The sequence below is a fragment of the Corynebacterium sp. HMSC075F02 genome (assembly GCF_001838335.1).
Lineage (GTDB): Bacteria > Actinomycetota > Actinomycetes > Mycobacteriales > Mycobacteriaceae > Corynebacterium > Corynebacterium jeikeium_D.
Window position 1 is genome coordinate 95,956 of the sequence record NZ_KV836311.1, and the last position, 14,718, is coordinate 110,673.

General features: G+C 58.8%; 13 protein-coding genes. 1 reads left to right on the forward strand and 12 read right to left on the reverse strand.

Annotated elements, in window-relative coordinates; translation table 11 throughout:
* Window positions 1-6: 6 nt before the first annotated feature.
* The 9 genes from tatC to HMPREF2920_RS05050 form a co-directional block, all read right to left on the reverse strand.
* On the reverse strand, window positions 7-1,233 hold the full coding sequence (gene tatC, locus HMPREF2920_RS05010) for a twin-arginine translocase subunit TatC (RefSeq protein ID WP_070854070.1): 1,227 nt from the start codon (window positions 1,231-1,233) through the stop codon (window positions 7-9).
* A gap of 18 nt (window positions 1,234-1,251) precedes the next feature.
* Entirely contained in the window at window positions 1,252-1,563 is a 312-nt protein-coding gene (gene tatA / locus HMPREF2920_RS05015; protein WP_048734080.1) for a Sec-independent protein translocase subunit TatA, read from the reverse strand.
* 74 nt (window positions 1,564-1,637) lie between these two features.
* On the reverse strand, window positions 1,638-2,669 hold the full coding sequence (locus HMPREF2920_RS05020) for a helix-turn-helix transcriptional regulator (protein ID WP_070854071.1): 1,032 nt from the start codon (window positions 2,667-2,669) through the stop codon (window positions 1,638-1,640).
* On the reverse strand, window positions 2,669-3,697 hold the full coding sequence (locus HMPREF2920_RS05025; protein ID WP_049189894.1) for a helix-turn-helix transcriptional regulator: 1,029 nt from the start codon (window positions 3,695-3,697) through the stop codon (window positions 2,669-2,671). Before HMPREF2920_RS05025 ends, HMPREF2920_RS05020 begins: the two co-directional genes overlap by 1 nt.
* Before the next feature lie 43 nt (window positions 3,698-3,740).
* Window positions 3,741-5,201, reverse strand: a complete 1,461-nt coding sequence (gene pafA, locus HMPREF2920_RS05030) for a Pup--protein ligase (RefSeq protein ID WP_049193530.1) — start codon at window positions 5,199-5,201, stop codon at window positions 3,741-3,743.
* 69 nt (window positions 5,202-5,270) lie between these two features.
* Window positions 5,271-5,465 carry a ubiquitin-like protein Pup gene (locus HMPREF2920_RS05035; protein ID WP_005510795.1) on the reverse strand — a complete coding sequence of 65 codons (195 nt, stop codon included), beginning with the start codon at window positions 5,463-5,465 and terminating at the stop codon, window positions 5,271-5,273.
* A 61-nt stretch (window positions 5,466-5,526) separates the two neighbouring features.
* Window positions 5,527-7,104 (reverse strand): depupylase/deamidase Dop, encoded by a 1,578-nt coding sequence (dop, locus tag HMPREF2920_RS05040; RefSeq protein ID WP_070854072.1) that lies wholly within the window; start codon window positions 7,102-7,104, stop codon window positions 5,527-5,529.
* Window positions 7,097-8,674 (reverse strand): proteasome ATPase, encoded by a 1,578-nt coding sequence (gene arc, locus HMPREF2920_RS05045; protein WP_241486341.1) that lies wholly within the window; start codon window positions 8,672-8,674, stop codon window positions 7,097-7,099. The genes dop and arc overlap by 8 nt, the downstream gene beginning before the upstream one ends.
* Window positions 8,675-8,781: 107 nt before the next feature.
* Window positions 8,782-9,624 carry a tRNA (adenine-N1)-methyltransferase gene (locus HMPREF2920_RS05050; protein ID WP_049170556.1) on the reverse strand — a complete coding sequence of 281 codons (843 nt, stop codon included), beginning with the start codon at window positions 9,622-9,624 and terminating at the stop codon, window positions 8,782-8,784.
* A 115-nt stretch (window positions 9,625-9,739) separates the two neighbouring features.
* On the opposite strand from HMPREF2920_RS05050, the gene HMPREF2920_RS05055 reads away from it, so the two are divergent.
* Window positions 9,740-10,627, forward strand: coding sequence for a RecB family exonuclease (locus HMPREF2920_RS05055; protein WP_070854073.1), 888 nt, complete (start codon window positions 9,740-9,742; stop codon window positions 10,625-10,627).
* A 179-nt stretch (window positions 10,628-10,806) separates the two neighbouring features.
* On the opposite strand, the gene HMPREF2920_RS05060 is transcribed toward HMPREF2920_RS05055, so the two are convergent.
* From HMPREF2920_RS05060 to hisG, 3 genes are all read right to left on the reverse strand, one after another.
* Complete coding sequence (locus tag HMPREF2920_RS05060; protein ID WP_070429706.1) at window positions 10,807-12,120, reverse strand: anaerobic C4-dicarboxylate transporter; 1,314 nt, start codon at window positions 12,118-12,120, stop codon at window positions 10,807-10,809.
* Between the two features lie 39 nt (window positions 12,121-12,159).
* Complete coding sequence (aspA, locus tag HMPREF2920_RS05065; RefSeq protein ID WP_016422793.1) at window positions 12,160-13,608, reverse strand: aspartate ammonia-lyase; 1,449 nt, start codon at window positions 13,606-13,608, stop codon at window positions 12,160-12,162.
* Between the two features lie 258 nt (window positions 13,609-13,866).
* The gene (gene hisG / locus HMPREF2920_RS05070) at window positions 13,867-14,712 is read right to left on the reverse strand and encodes an ATP phosphoribosyltransferase (RefSeq protein WP_016422792.1); all 846 of its coding nucleotides are present in this window, start codon (window positions 14,710-14,712) and stop codon (window positions 13,867-13,869) included.
* Between the last annotated feature and the right edge of the window lie 6 nt (window positions 14,713-14,718).

Sequence of the window (14,718 nt, forward strand, 5' to 3'; positions counted from 1 at the left end):
ACCGCGCTAGAGAACATCATCAAAGTCGCTCGTCGGACGATTTCGCAAGTCCTGCGTCGGCATCGGAGTCTCCGGAATCATGCCCTGTGGCCGTGGTGGACGCGAATTGCGAGTAGGACGCATCTGGGATGCCCGCGTCGGCGTCGGCGCGTTCACTGGCGTGGGGCCAGAGACCGGAGAGGTCGTCGGGGCCGCTGATGCCGTCGGCATGCCGCCCGGCTGAATCGACGTCGGCGCACTTACTGAAGTCGGGGCGTCAATGCCGCCCACATCACCGATACCGCCGGCGGAGCCAATCGGGCCGGACGCTGTAATGGGTCCGGAGCCTTGCTCGTCATCGACGTCCAACCAATCAGGTCGCTCATTTGCTTTACGACGGTCATGGAGACGACAAATCTGGATTGCGATTTCCACCAGCAACGTCAGTGCCGTTGCCATTGCGACCATGGATATTGGTTCCTGCCCCGGAGTCATGAAGGCCGCAAAGATGAACAGCGACATAATGATGATGCTGCGCTTGTCCTTGATGCTCTCGTAGGTAACGACACCGGCCATGTTCAACATGACCAGGAAAAGCGGAACCTCAAAGCTCACGCCAAAGCAGACGATGAGCGCCAAGAGGAAACCGAAGTATTGCGAACCGGTGAGTGCAGAAATTTGCGTCTCTTCACCAATCTGGAGCAAGAACTCCAGACCGATGGCGACAACGTAGTAGGCCAGGACGGAACCCATGACAAACAGCAGCGCGGCGGCAGTCACAACTCTGCGCGTGGTGCGGCGTTCCTTCCGAACCAAGCCGGGAGTGATGTAGGCCCAAATCTGGTAGAGCCACCATGGCGACGACATCACCAGACCGGCCAGCGCACCGACCTTCAGACGCAGCATGAACATTTCAAACGGACTGGTCGCCAGCAGACGACACTCCGCGCCTTCACCACCGCCGAGACGCATCTCGGGTGGAAGCTGACAGTACGGATCCTTGAGCAACTCGCCCAAGGACTTAAAGTGCAGAGGACCGATATTTGTCGAGGTAAACGGTATGCGGAACTGGCCAATGGTAAAGGCGGTCTGATACCAGATAAAGCCCACAACAGTGCCAACGGCAATACCAGCGAGGGCGAGAACGAGGCGACGCCGGAGCTCTTGAATGTGCTCGACAATAGTCATCACGCCCTCGGGATTGCGCCTACGCTGGCGCTTCCGAGGACGTGATGTGGATGTAGCTGAAGTCACGCTTCAACCGGCCTTCTACTACTGCTGCGGCTGGCCAGGGTTGTTCTGGCCAGGCTGCGGCTGGTACGGCTGCTGCGGCTGAGCCTGCGGTGCCGGCTGCTGGTACTGCTGCTGCGGCTGGTACGGCTGCTGTGGCTGGGCTTGCGGAGCCTGCTGAATTGCAGCCTGCTCCTGGTGCTCGTCATCGTTGCGCATTTCCTTGACTTCGGACTTGAAGATACGCATGGAGCGGCCGAGCGAACGTGCGGCATCCGGCAACTTCTTTGCACCAAAGAGCAAGACAAGAACGACCAGGATAATGATGATTTCCCAGGGACCTAGGTTCGGCATCCGCTTAGAGACCTTTCGAATGAATACAAATACAAGTGGCAAGTTGCCACATCGTGCGCGATTAAAGCTTTGATTTAAGCCTTGTCGTTTCGACCATACTCTGCCAAAGCTTCGCGGGCTCGCGCAACAACGGCGTTTTTCAATTTTAAGGGCTCAGCGACCGTTACGTTCGGTGAACGGCGGAGCACAAAGGAGACTGTTGCGGCCAAGTCGGACATCGGCACGTCAGCGACATATTCCGACTGCCCTAAGCCTTGGTCAGAGACCAGTTCGGTATCCTCTTCTTCTCCCTCATCTTCGGTAAAGAAGACCGGTTCATAGTCTGCGATCCAGGTGGCGTCGGCGTCGATAAGCACACTTGCCCATTCGGACGTTCCCGTTTCCGCACCAAAGGCGTGGGGATCACGGATATCGAAAGGCTCGGGGCGGTGGAAACCGGCGGGAGTGTCGAGGACCTCGGCGGCCTCCAGGCGGTCGACGCGGAAGCTCATCTGGCGACGGTCTTCCTGCGCACGGTCCACAGCGCGGAGGTACGTCGTGGATTCAACTGTATAAACGTTGACACAGTCAAGCTCACGGACTGTAATCTGCCCTGAGGCATTCCGGTAGCGCACCTTCAACACCTTGCGCTGATGCAGCGCGGAATAAATCTGCTCAGAAAAGGAAAAGGCCTTGCCATTTTCCGCAGCGGTCGAGTCAATGATGGGGACGTTTATTCCCAGAGCACTGCGTAGTTTTGTCGCGGCCGTCTGCGCGGCCTCGGAGGAAGTGGTGGCTGCGGAGTCCTCGATGGTTTCCAGGATGAGCAGCAAGGTCGCGGTTTCTTCGGCTGTGAGCGCACGTGGCTGGCTGAGCACCGTTGCCTGAGGCCGAATGCGGACATCAAAGCTGTTGCGGTAATCAACTTCAAAAGCCCGCACTCCGAGGAGTCCCGGCTGGTCGATGTCGGCAATCTGCTCCACGATTGCCCGAATTCGGGCAAAAGGTATGGCCAGCTCGGTAGCGGCCTCTGTCATTGAACGGTGCTGCGAAAAGTACGGTACGACCGCCAACAACTCGTCGACACTGACATTCGCGTCAAGTTCCCGGGCTGCATGCACTGTCATTAGTTGCCCTCCAAAGCGTTCTTCGCACCATTCGATCCGCCATGGCGAGCGAGTACCTGCTCCAACCGAGCAATAATCTCCGACCGTGCCTCTTCAGGTGATTCCACAATCAAATCCGGTGCGTAACTCAAACCTGTGGACACAATCTCACTCACAGGTGCCGCTGGCAGCTCGTAGCGCCCATCCCCCAACGCGGTCGCTTTCATCACCACATCAGCGCAGGTATTCGGAGCGATACGAACAACCGCCTGATAGGTCTTGCCACCGCGGTGCAACATGTTTTCCGCAATCTGTTGCAAGTCACCATCGGGCATTGGCTGGGTCGCCGACGTCCCTGTATCCGACACATCGCGGATACGGCTGAGCCGGAACATACGCGCGGCCTCACGCTGCGGATCAAAGCCCAACACATAAAAGCGCCCGCGCAGGTTAATCAGACCCCACGGCTCCAGCATGCGCAGTTCATCATCCACGCCGTACTGGCGGGAGTACCACATCTCCACTGTCCGGCGCGGCGAGGTCATCGCGGTCAGCAGTGTGCTGAAATCCACTCGACTCATATCCACCGCATCGGCCACCACCACCGACTCATCCGGCTTCGCAATGGCGCTGCGCTGCGCAAACGATGCGAGCTTCCGCCACGCCGCCACAGCCGTCGAGCTCAGCTCCTCCGAACCAAACGCCGCATTCGCCGCCTGGAAAACCACCGAAGCCTCCGCTTCAGTGAACTCGGGGTCGTGCTGGGGCCACCGTAGTCTGTTCAGGCGCAGACGTTTGACCTTATCGCCCGCGCTTGACGACGAAACCTCCACCGGGACCCCGGCTGCCAGGAGTGCCGCGGTGTCCGCACGTAAATAACGAGCCCGGGAATCCTCGGAAACACGGGAGTAACCCTCGACATGTTTGGAGATCCACGACTCGCTGACCCACCCGGTGTCGTCGGCAAGCGCCAACAGCAGCTGAACCTGACGTTGGTTCTCACTGATCGCAGCGGATCCGGGGTTTTCCGATACCGGTGAGACAGACACGACTGTGGGGCTCCTTTTCCTGGGGCAGTTTCCGGGGACGGAACTAGTTATTCGAATCCGTATCCGAGGTCTTCTTCGCGGCCGTCAGAATCTCGATCATCTCATTGACCTCATCGTTTTCCGTGGCAAAGGGGTCGCCGAGCATGGTGGAGATGGGATCGTCACCGGAAATCTTCAGGTGTGTCCAGTCCACTACGGTCTTCAAACTGGAGTCTTCAGCTGCAACGAGGAAATCACCGCGCAGCTTCGCACGAGTAGTTGGCGGTGCGATGCGGACTGCCTCAGCGACCTGCTCATCGGTGATCCACCGCGAGGCAATGCCACGGGCTTCCAGCGCACGGAAGATGCCTCGGCCGGGACGGATGTCGTGGTAGGCCAAGTCGATTTGATGAAGCTTGGGGTCCTCCAGCGTTAGACCGCGATCCAGGTAGCGTTTCATGAGCGAGTACTTAATGGCCCAGTCAATGTCGTGCTCAATGAGAGACCAGTCACCGGTTTCCACGGCATCCAGCGCGCGACCCCACAGCTCGACGATGCGGCCCATTTCCTCGTTGGACGTGCCGGCCCCGGCAATGCCCTTGTCTTCATTGACCATGTTTTCTTCGCGGACCTTCAGCCACTCCGTCGCAGCGTCCAGGAACTCGCGTTGAATCTGCAGTGCGGTGGCAGTTTCGCCACTGCGCAGTGGAATCTCGGCCTTGCCGGTCATATCGCGGCTCACCGCACGGATGGACTTGATTTCGTTGGCGACTTCGAAGTCCGGCAACTTCACGCCGGCTTCAATCATCTCCAGTACCAGCTGAGTGGAGCCAATTTTGAGCGCAGTCGTCGTCTCACTCATGTTGGAGTCGCCCACGATGACGTGCAAGCGGCGGAATCGGTTGGAGTCCGCGTGTGGCTCATCGCGAGTGTTAATAATCGGCCGGGAGCGCGTCGTTGCACTGGAGACGCCCTCCCACACATGATCCGCGCGCTGCGAGAAGCAGTACTGAATCGGATCGTTGTGATACGGCGAGGTTGGGTACGGCAGGAAAATCTTCCCCGCGCCACAGATGAGCTGTCGCGTAACCAAGAAAGGTAGCAGCAGCTTGGACAGGGACTTCAGTCCCAGTTCACGTCCAACCAGGTAGTTTTCGTGACAACCGTAGGAGTTACCGACGGTATCAACGTTGTTCTTCAGCAGGTAGACCTTGCCACCGATGCCCTCGTCGGCAAGCTCTGCTTCAGCCTTTTCAGCGAGTTCATTCAAGATGACCTCGCCCGAGCGGTCGTACGCTACCAGCTGCGAGACCGAATCGCACTCAGCGGTAGCGTACTCCGGGTGGCTTCCGACATCGAGGTACATACGACCAGCATTGGGGGTGAAAATGTTGGTTGCCCCGTACTTAGCGATCACCGGGCGGAACATGTAGCGGGCAATCTCATCCGGTCCCAGACGGCGCGAGCCATCCAGCGTCAGAGTGATGCCGAACTCGGTCTCAATACCGGTGATGCGTCGGGTCAACGCCTGTGCCGGTACCGGTGTCGGCGTTGCTTCCGGCTCCTGCTGCCCTACCTGCTGGTCAGTCACTTTTTACTGGCCACCCTTCTGGACATACGAACGCACGAACTCCTCGGCGTTGTTCTCCAGCAGACCATCAATTTCATCCAGCAGGTCGTCAGCAGCTGCAACGTGCTCCTGAGCCTGACCGCCGCCAGCGACCTCGCCGAACTCTTCCTCGTCGCCTCCGCCGGAACCGCCGCCGAAAACCTGAGTGTTACCAGCCATGATATTGCTCCTTAAAAATGAACTTTTGAGTATTACTGCTCTATTACTGCACTATGTGTGCCTATTGTTCGCGGATAGCCCCGAGAGTACGCAGATGCTCAACCACCTTGGCCACTGTCTCCGCAGACTCCAACACGTCACCGCATTCTGCGGCAGTGAAACGGTCAACTTCATCCAGCGTAATGTAGGCCAGCGTAATTCCAGGCGACTCCACGTCACGAGTGCTCCGATACACCCCCGCGGTGTCCACCACCAAGCTGGTCCAACTGCCCGCGACGACATCCTTGCCAAAGCGGCGCAGAATGCCACCGCGTACATACGCACGCGTAGACTCCGGTGCGTATTCAACCGCTCGGTCGACTTCTTCCTCGGTCACGAGTGTGCGCATCGAACCGCGGCGCACCAGCGCATGGTACAGCCCACGAGCAGGGTCAATATCCGAGTACTGAATATCAATCAACGCCAACTTCGGGTGGTCCCAGCCCGCGCCCAGGCGGGTACGCAGGCCCTCCATGAGGTTGTATTTCGCCACCCAATCCAGCAGATGGGCTGCCTTGCGGGGGTCGTCGGAAAGCACGTCGAGCACTTCACGCCAGAGCTTGACGACGTCGCCCTGCTGGTCGTAGCTCTCCACGCGACGCAGGTACTCGTACTGCATTTCCACTGCGGACATCCACGTGACATGGTCTGCCAGCTGCAGCTTCTCGGTGCAAGTCAAGTCTCGGGAGACCTTATGGACGGCCTCGACGGGGTTGCGGAGCTGCAGGTCGTCGAAACGCACGCCGTCCTCGATGGCGTCGATGACCAAACCTGTGGTGCCCAGCTTGAGGAAGGTGGCGACCTCGCTCATGTTGGCATCACCGATGATGACGTGCAGGCGGCGGAAGCGATCGGAGTCTGCGTGTGGTTCATCGCGGGTGTTGATGATGCCGCGGTTCAAAGTGGTCTCCAGCGAGACCTCAGTCTCGATGTAGTCCGCGCGCTGCGAAATCTGGAAACCCGACTCCTGCCCCGTCTGCCCCAGACCCACGCGACCAGCGCCCGTGAACACCTGGCGGGTGACGAAAAACGGCGTCAGACCGGCGACGATGTCATCGAACTCGGTTTCTCGGGAGAAAAGGTAGTTCTCGTGGGCACCATACGAGGCGCCCTTGCCATCGACATTGTTGCGGTAGAGCTTCAGCATCGGACCTGGATTGCCCTCAGCATCGGTGGCTTCGGCGGCAAGCTGAGCTGCGCGCAGCATAATCTTGTCACCTGCGCGGTCAGCGATAACCGCTTCGCGGGCAGTTGCCGTTTCCGGTGAGGAGTACTCCGGGTGCGCGTGATCGACGTAGAAGCGAGCACCATTTTGCACCAGCAGGTTTGCAGCGCCGACGGCGTTCGGGTCCACGATCGGTGGCTGGTGGTAACGCCGCAGGTCGAAGCCACGACTGTCGCGCAGTGGCGACTCTGGTGCGTAATCCCAGCGGATGCGCCCCGACAGGCTCTCCTCCTGCTCATGCGCGAAAGCCAGCACGGCCTGCGTGGAGGTGAGAATTGGGCTGACATCGGGGTTGTCTGGGCTGGAAATGCCGTACTCAATCTCCGTGCCGAAGAAGCGGTTCGGCTGTGCAGAACTGGCGGCGGAATTAGCCATGGCGAATCACCTCAACCGAGGCAACGCGCGCCGCTGGACGACCGGAGATGCGAGCCCACTCATCCGGGTTCGAGGTGTTCGGCAGGTCCTCGTTCTGCGCGAACTCCTCCGCCACTGCGGACAGCAGGTGATCCAGGCTAATACCAGCCTCGCCGCCAGCGATAACCGACTTGATGGCGGACTTCTTCGCACGGTCGACGATGTTGGAAATCATCGCGCCGGAGTTGAAATCGCGGTAGTACATAACCTCGCTGGTGCCATCTGCATAGCGAATTCGCACGTACTCGTTTTCTACTGTCTTGGCGTACATCCGCTCAACAACCTGGTCAATGAGGTGTGCGACATTCTGTTCCACCCCACCGCGCGCTTCCACCTCGGCTGCGTTGTACGGCAGCTCAGGGGGCAAGTACTTGCGGAAGATATCCTTCGCCGCAGCCTCATTCGGGCGCTCAATGCGGATTTTCACATCCAGGCGTCCCGGGCGCAGAATTGCTGGGTCAATCATCTCCTCGCGGTTGGTGGCACCAATCACGATGACGTTTTCCAGCCCCTCCACACCGTCAAGTTCACTGAGCAGCTGCGGAACCACAGTGTTCTCCATATCCGAGGAGATGCCCGAACCACGAGTGCGGAAAATCGAGTCCATCTCATCGAAGAAGACAATAACCGGCTTGCCATCCTCAGCAATGTCGCGAGCGCGGTCAAAAATCAGGCGAATCTGACGCTCCGTCTCACCCACGAACTTGTTCAGCAGCTCCGGGCCCTTGACATTCAAGAAGTACGACTGCGCCCGCTGCGCCTCCGACTCGGTTTTACCTCGGGATAGCGCAATCTTGCGAGCCAACGAATTAGCCACAGCCTTGGCAATCAGCGTCTTACCATTGCCGGGAGGGCCGTAGAGCAGCACACCCTTCGGAGGACGCAGGTTGTATTGCTCAAACAGTTCTGGCTGCAGGAACGGCATCTCCACGGCGTCGTGAATCTGCTCAATCTGGCTATCCAGACCACCGATATCCGTGTAGGTGACATCCGGTACCTCTTCCAGCACCAGGTTTTCCACCTCGGACTTCGGAATGACCTCAAACGCATAGCCCGACTTGCGGTCAATCATCACCGAGTCCCCCGGCTTCGGCGACAGATCCCCCGCCAGAGACACCACGAATTCCTCACCGTGAGTATCCGAGGCCAAAATGCGCTCCCGATCCGGCAGCACCTCACGAACATTGGCGATGTCGCCGCTTTCCGGATAACCGCAGTCCTCCACGATTATCGAGCCCTCATTCAGACGCACCTGCGCGCCCGGCCGAAGCGCCCGCTCGTTAATCTCCGGCTGCACCCGCAGGCGCATCCGTCGATTTCCGGTAAACACCTCTGCGGTGCCCTTCTCCGGTCCTGGCTTAAGGAAAATACCGTACGTGCTAGGCGGCTCCAGCATGTCCTCCATGTCTTGGCGCAGTAGCTCTAGCTTGTTACGGGAGTCCCGCAACAGCTCAACCAGGCGATTATTACGAATGCCGAGGTTGTAGTTCTTCTGCTCAAGATCACGGATTTTGTCAGACGGCGTTGTCATGTATCCCAGATTACCCATAGGGCCAGATGCCGTTGTTGCTTGGTCGATTTAGACCGTGTGTCGCATCACGTTACGACGGCTACACCTCCCAGCGGGTAGCGGCGGGTCTAGAGCTTCTTTTGATTTCGTCGCTGTGGGCGCGGAGGCACCGTGCCGTCGGCAAGCCTGCGTGCCCACACCAGGAATGCGGTATGTGCCTGCATACGGTGCGCCGGGCGGACGGAGAGATCCTGAACATTCCAGTCGCGGACCAGGGATTCCCAGGCGCGTGGTTCGGTGAAGCACTTCTGCGCGCGGATGCCCTCCATGACCTTCATTAGCTGCGGAACAGTGGCGACATAGACCATGAGCACGCCGCCAGGCTGAAGCACCTTCGAAACGGTGTCCAGGCATTCCCATGGAGCGAGCATGTCCAGAATGACTCGGTCGACCGGGCCGCCGAGCGACTCGACGGAGGCCTCGTTGAGATCGCCCAGGCGCAAGTCCCAGTTGTCGGGCTTGTGACCCATGAAGTCGACAACGTTGCGTTCCGCGTGCTCGATGTGGTCCTCGCGGACCTCGTAGGAAATAAGCTGCCCGTCAGCGCCGATGGCGCGGAGCAGGTTGAGGCTGAGCGCGCCGGAGCCAGCGCCGGCCTCCAACACGCGCGCACCTGGGAAGATGTCGCCCTCGACGATGATCTGTGCAGCATCCTTCGGGTAAATCACCGCAGCACCGCGCGGCATGGACAGGACGTAATCGACCAGCAAGTGACGCATGGCGAGGTAGACGGTGCCTTCGCTGGAGGTGACGGTGGTGCCTTCCTTGGCGCCGATGAGGTCGTCGTGGAGGATGGTGCCGCGGTGAGTGAAGAACTTGCCACCCTCCTCGAGGATGACGGTGAAGTGGCGATTCTTCGAGTCAGTCAGCTGGACTCGGTCGCCGACCTGGAATGGTCCGCTCAATGCCATAGGTGTGTGGCCTCCTTTTGGGGTTTGGTTGGGTCGGGGTGGGTCTGGTTCGGTTTGGTTGGGTCGGGTTGTGTCGGGTGCAGCCAAATCCGGGCGGTACTCTAACCTGGCTAGTATGCCCGACAATGCCCAAAGTTCTAAGTCAGCAGTTCAGCCTTCCCGCCGCTCTAAGTTGGCGCTGTCGCCGTCGAGAGCTAATGACTACCGCCAGTGCCCGCTGAAGTACCGGTTCCGTGCGATTGACAAGATTCCGGAGCCATCGACTGTCGCGCAGGTCAAGGGCACGTTGGTGCATGCTGTGCTCGAACAGATGCATGCCTGGCCCCGTGAAGAACGCACTTACCCAGCGGCGGTGAAGCGTCTGAAGCCGACCTGGGAGGACATGCGTGCAAAGGACGAGGAACTGATTGCGCTAGTTCCGGAGGATGATTACTACGACTTCCTGGTCGAATGCCGCGGCCTGCTCAAGGGATATTTCATGATGGAAAACCCCATGGGCTTCGATGCTGCCGAGATGGAAAAGTTCGTTCAGCTGGTTATCGATCCGGATGCAGATCAGACTGTGCCGTTGTCGGTGCCACTTCGTGGTTTTATCGACCGCGTCGATATTGCCCCGACCGGTGAGGTCCGGATTGTCGACTACAAGACGGGCAAGAAGCCCTCTCCTCGCTTCCAGGATGAGGCGCTCTTCCAGATGCGGTTTTACGCGCTGGTGTGGTGGCGACTCACCGGTCGTATCCCGGAACAGCTGCGGTTGATGTACCTGAAGGTTGCCGATGACCTGGTGCTCAGCCCCACCTCGGCGGAATTAGAGGCCTTCCAAGCGGAGATTGCCGACTTGTGGTCGGCGATCGTGCGCGACGGTGAAAACGGTGACTTTGTGCCGAAGAAGTCCAAACTCTGCGGATGGTGTTCTTTCCAGGAGCTGTGCCCTGCCTATGGCGGGGTCACCCCGGAGTACCCCGGTTGGCCGGGTGCTGTCGGCGATGGTGGCGCTGAGTAAAAGCTGCGGATGGCGGTGGCTCTCGCGGCGATGTTAGCTTTCGCGGGGTGCCGCCGTCGGCGGTAACGGTGCCAGTAAAAGTTACTGACTAGGTTTATGACAGGTGAATGGAATTCACAGCTTCGATTTTGTCATAAACCTAGTCAGTTTCTCTATGCGGTGTTTTAGGTAGTCCCCCACTACAGCAGTGCGCTGCCGAAGGCGAATCCGAACGCGACGGACAGGGCAATACATAAGGTTCCTGGGATGATGAACGAGTGGTTAAACACGTATTTGCCAATTCGGGTTGTGCCAGTGTCGTCCATCTCCACCGCGGCAAGGAGCGTCGGGTAAGTAGGCAGTACGAATAGCGCGGAAGTCGCTGCGAAGGAAGCAATCGCAGTGATGGGAGAAACTCCCACCGCGAGTGCAGCGGGCATGATGGCCTTTGCCGTGGCCGCCTGCGAGTACAGCAATGCGGCCGCGAAGAAGAGCACGATTGCCAGCATCCACGGCATTGTGGTCAGTAGGCTGCCGGACGCGGCCTTAATGTCGTCGATGTAGTGGTTGATAATTGTGGTTCCCAGCCACGCCACACCGAGAACGCAGACGCTGGCGGACATGCCCGATTTGAACACCGGTGTGTTCAAAATGGTTGCCGCGTCCAACTTGCAGGCCAGCACGATAACGGTGGCGGCGGTCAACATGATTGACATGATTGCCTCGTTTCGTGGGAGCGTGGGATCAGCGATGAGGCCGACCTGTTCAGTGCTGATGGTCGCATAGACCATCACCGCGAGAATCGAGAGTAGGAAAACCGCCACGGACCACTTGGCCGACTTGGTTGGCACGTATTCGCTCATCTGGCCACGTGGCTTGGAGACTAACCCCTTTTCCAAGCGGCTTTGATACTCCGGATCGTCGTCAAGCTCTTTGCCTAGGTGATTCGTGACAAAGGCGGTCGGAAGGATGGCGAGGAACGTCGAAGGAATGACAATCGCCAGGAGTGTGAGATAACCAACGCCGCGGGGTTCCATGAGCGAAGCCATCAGCACCACAGCCGCTGAAATGGGTGATGCCGTAATCGCCAACTGAGATGCGATGACCGCCACGGACAGCGGGCGGGACGGGCGAACGCCTCCCTCCTTGGATACTTCGGCGATAACTGGGAGGGTGGAAAATGCGGTGTGGCCGGTGCCGGCGAGCAGTGTCATCAGGTAGGTGACAACCGGGGCCCAGTAGGTGATGTGTCGCGGATTCTTGCGCAGCAACCGTTCGGCAATGTGGACGAGATAGTCCATGCCTCCGGCCTTCTGCATAGCGGCAATTGCCGCGATTACCGACATAATGATGCCGATGACATCGAACGGAATGTCGTCTTTGGTGACCGGAACCCCGGTGATGCCCAGCGCCAAAACGCCCAGCCCACCGGCGAACCCGATAGCAATTGAACCAAGACGCGCGCCAAGGAGGATCGCTGCTAGAACGATAGAGATTTGGACGGCAACTAACATGTGTATCTCCGAAAAGTCACTCGTTAGACTTGTTGCCGCTTAGGACAAATCGTCGAGGCGAGACTCCCCTGCCACGTAGCGCTTCCCCCGGTATTCCGGGTGCATGAGGTTCTCGGTGCTCAGGACCTGGTTGAGCTCCTTCTCGTCCATCAGCCCGCGTTCGAGGACAATGTCCCGGACGGAGCGGCCAGTGCGAGCGGCTTCCTTGCCAATCATATCGCCCTCGTGGTGGCCAATGACCGGATTCAGGTAGGTCACGATACCGATGGAGTTTTCCACATAGCCGCGGCAAACTTCCGGGTTAGCGGTGATGCCGGTAATGCACTTGTCGCGCAGAGTGTCGGTAGCACTGCGCAGCAGTTCAATCGACTCGAAGAGGCATGCGCCGATGACAGGCTCCATCACGTTTAGCTGCAACTGGCCAGCCTCGGCTGCCCAGGTCAGGGTCACGTCGTTGCCGAAGACCTTGAAGCAGGCCTGGTTCGCGACCTCTGGGATTACCGGGTTAACCTTTGCCGGCATAATCGAAGACCCAGCGGCGCGCTCCGGAAGGTTGATTTCATTCAGTCCGGCTCGTGGACCCGATGCCAGCAGGCGCAGGTCGTTGCACATCTTGGAAATCTTCATGGCCGCGCGCTTCAGGGATGCATGCACGCTGACGTAGGCGCCGGTATCGCTGGTGGCTTCGATTAGGTCCTTCGCAGAGGTCACCTTAAAGCCACTGACCTCACGCAGCGCCTGGGTCACGGCCTCGCGGTAGCCTGCCGGCGCATTTACACCGGTACCGATAGCGGTTGCTCCCAGGTTGATTTGCAGCAGGCGTGCCGACGCAGTTGCGATGGACTCCTGCTCTTCCTCAAGGTTGTGGGCAAATGCGTGGAAAGCCTGTCCCAGGGTCATGGGAACGGCATCCTGCAGCTGCGTGCGCCCCATTGTGATGATGTCGTTGAATTCATCACCCTTGGCGTGTAGAGCCTCAACCAGGGAGTCGAAGTGCTTCTGCAGGCTCAGCAGCGACATGTGGATGGCAAGACGGAAACCTGTTGGGTAGGCATCGTTGGTTGACTGGCACTGGTTGACATCATCGTTGGGGTGAATGACGTCGTATCGGCCCTTTTCCAGGCCGAGCAGTTCTAGAGCGAGGTTAGCGATGACCTCGTTGGTGTTCATGTTGAGACTGGTGCCAGCTCCACCCTGGAAGACATCGATTGGAAACTGATCCATGCAGCGTCCCTTTTCCAGGATTTCATCACATGCGGCGACGATGATGTCTGCAACATCGCTGGGCAGCGTGTGGACGCGCTGGTTGGCAATGGCCGTGGCCTTCTTCACCATCACCATGCCACGAATGAATTCGGGCACGTCGTTGATGGTCTTGGCTGAGATTTGGTAGTTGTCGATTGCGCGCAGGGTGTGGATGCCGTAGTAAGCCTCTGCCGGGACCTCCATAGAGCCAAGCAGGTCGACCTCGGTACGTGTTGCGGACATGTGGAAGCAATCCCTTCTAGCCTTTTAGCAGACCTAGTAGACGCAGCCTTGTGGGCCACATTTAGTGGCGATGATTGGTTACACCGCCAAAACTACAGTGCTGGCGTATGTGCCGCATGTACAGGCATAAAGTTACTGCTTCGGTCCGGCTAACGCCGTGCGCACTCTTAGTGTCAATATTACTACCTACGCTAGCGTAGGTAAAGGGTGGATTCAGCTAGGAAGCTCCCACTGGATAGCGTGTAAGGTTCGCGTGACTTAAATACGCGCGATACGGATATTCGAAGCCAAGATCGCCTCGGCACCAATCTTTGCCAGTGCGTCCATGAGCGGGTTGGCCTCTGCCTTCGGAACTAGCGCGCGAACTGCTACCCAATCCTCGTTAGCCAGCGGCGACACGGTCGGGCCGGACAGCCCCGGGGTGAGCTTGGATGCCTCTTCCAGCGCGGACGCACGGATGTTGTAGTCAATCATCAAGTACGTCTTGGCATGCAGAATGCCGGTCATGCGACGCAGGAACACCTGCTGCTCCTCGGTGACCTCTACACCCTTGCGTCCGACAACAACTGCCTCAGAGCTGACCAAAACATCGCCGAATGGCTTCAATCCCTGCTTGCGCAGGGTGCGACCGGTGGAGACAACATCGGCGATAACGTCGGCAACTCCCAAGCGGATGGAAATCTCCACTGCACCATCAAGGCGAATGACGGTGGCGTTAATGCCACGAGCCTTCAGATCCTCGCGCACCAGATTCGGGTACGAGGTGGCAATGCGCTTGCCCTCCAGAGCTTCTACGGTCCACTCCTCATCGGCCGGAGCGGCGTAGCGGAAGGTCGAGGCGCCGAAGCCCAGATTCAGAACCTCATCGACCGGAGCCAGCGAGTCAGCGGCCAGGTCGCGGCCGGTGATGCCCAAATCCAGATGGCCGTTGCCAACGTAGATAGGAATATCCTTCGGGCGGAGGAAGAAAAACTCAATGTCGTTGGCTTCGTCGTGGATGGTCAGGCTCTTGGAGTCGCCTCGACCCGGGTAGCCAGCTTCCTTCAGGATTTCGACTGCCGCCTCGGACAGCGATCCCTTGTTGGGCACGGCAATACGCAGCATGGTGTT

Excerpts from the sequence above, each read along its gene's own strand:
- tatA (WP_048734080.1), bottom strand. The coding sequence starts at position 1,563 with ATGCCGAACCTAGGTCCCTGGGAAATCATCATTATCCTGGTCGTTCTT.
- hisG (WP_016422792.1), bottom strand. The coding sequence starts at position 14,712 with ATGCTGCGTATTGCCGTGCCCAACAAGGGATCGCTGTCCGAGGCGGCA.
- HMPREF2920_RS05020 (WP_070854071.1), bottom strand. The coding sequence starts at position 2,669 with ATGACAGTGCATGCAGCCCGGGAACTTGACGCGAATGTCAGTGTCGAC.
- arc (WP_241486341.1), bottom strand. The coding sequence starts at position 8,674 with ATGACAACGCCGTCTGACAAAATCCGTGATCTTGAGCAGAAGAACTAC.
- HMPREF2920_RS05060 (WP_070429706.1), bottom strand. The coding sequence starts at position 12,120 with ATGTTAGTTGCCGTCCAAATCTCTATCGTTCTAGCAGCGATCCTCCTT.
- dop (WP_070854072.1), bottom strand. The coding sequence starts at position 7,104 with ATGGCTAATTCCGCCGCCAGTTCTGCACAGCCGAACCGCTTCTTCGGC.
- HMPREF2920_RS05050 (WP_049170556.1), bottom strand. The coding sequence starts at position 9,624 with ATGGCATTGAGCGGACCATTCCAGGTCGGCGACCGAGTCCAGCTGACT.
- HMPREF2920_RS05055 (WP_070854073.1), top strand. The coding sequence starts at position 9,740 with ATGCCCGACAATGCCCAAAGTTCTAAGTCAGCAGTTCAGCCTTCCCGC.
- HMPREF2920_RS05035 (WP_005510795.1), bottom strand. The coding sequence starts at position 5,465 with ATGGCTGGTAACACTCAGGTTTTCGGCGGCGGTTCCGGCGGAGGCGAC.
- aspA (WP_016422793.1), bottom strand. The coding sequence starts at position 13,608 with ATGTCCGCAACACGTACCGAGGTCGACCTGCTTGGCTCTATGGAGGTC.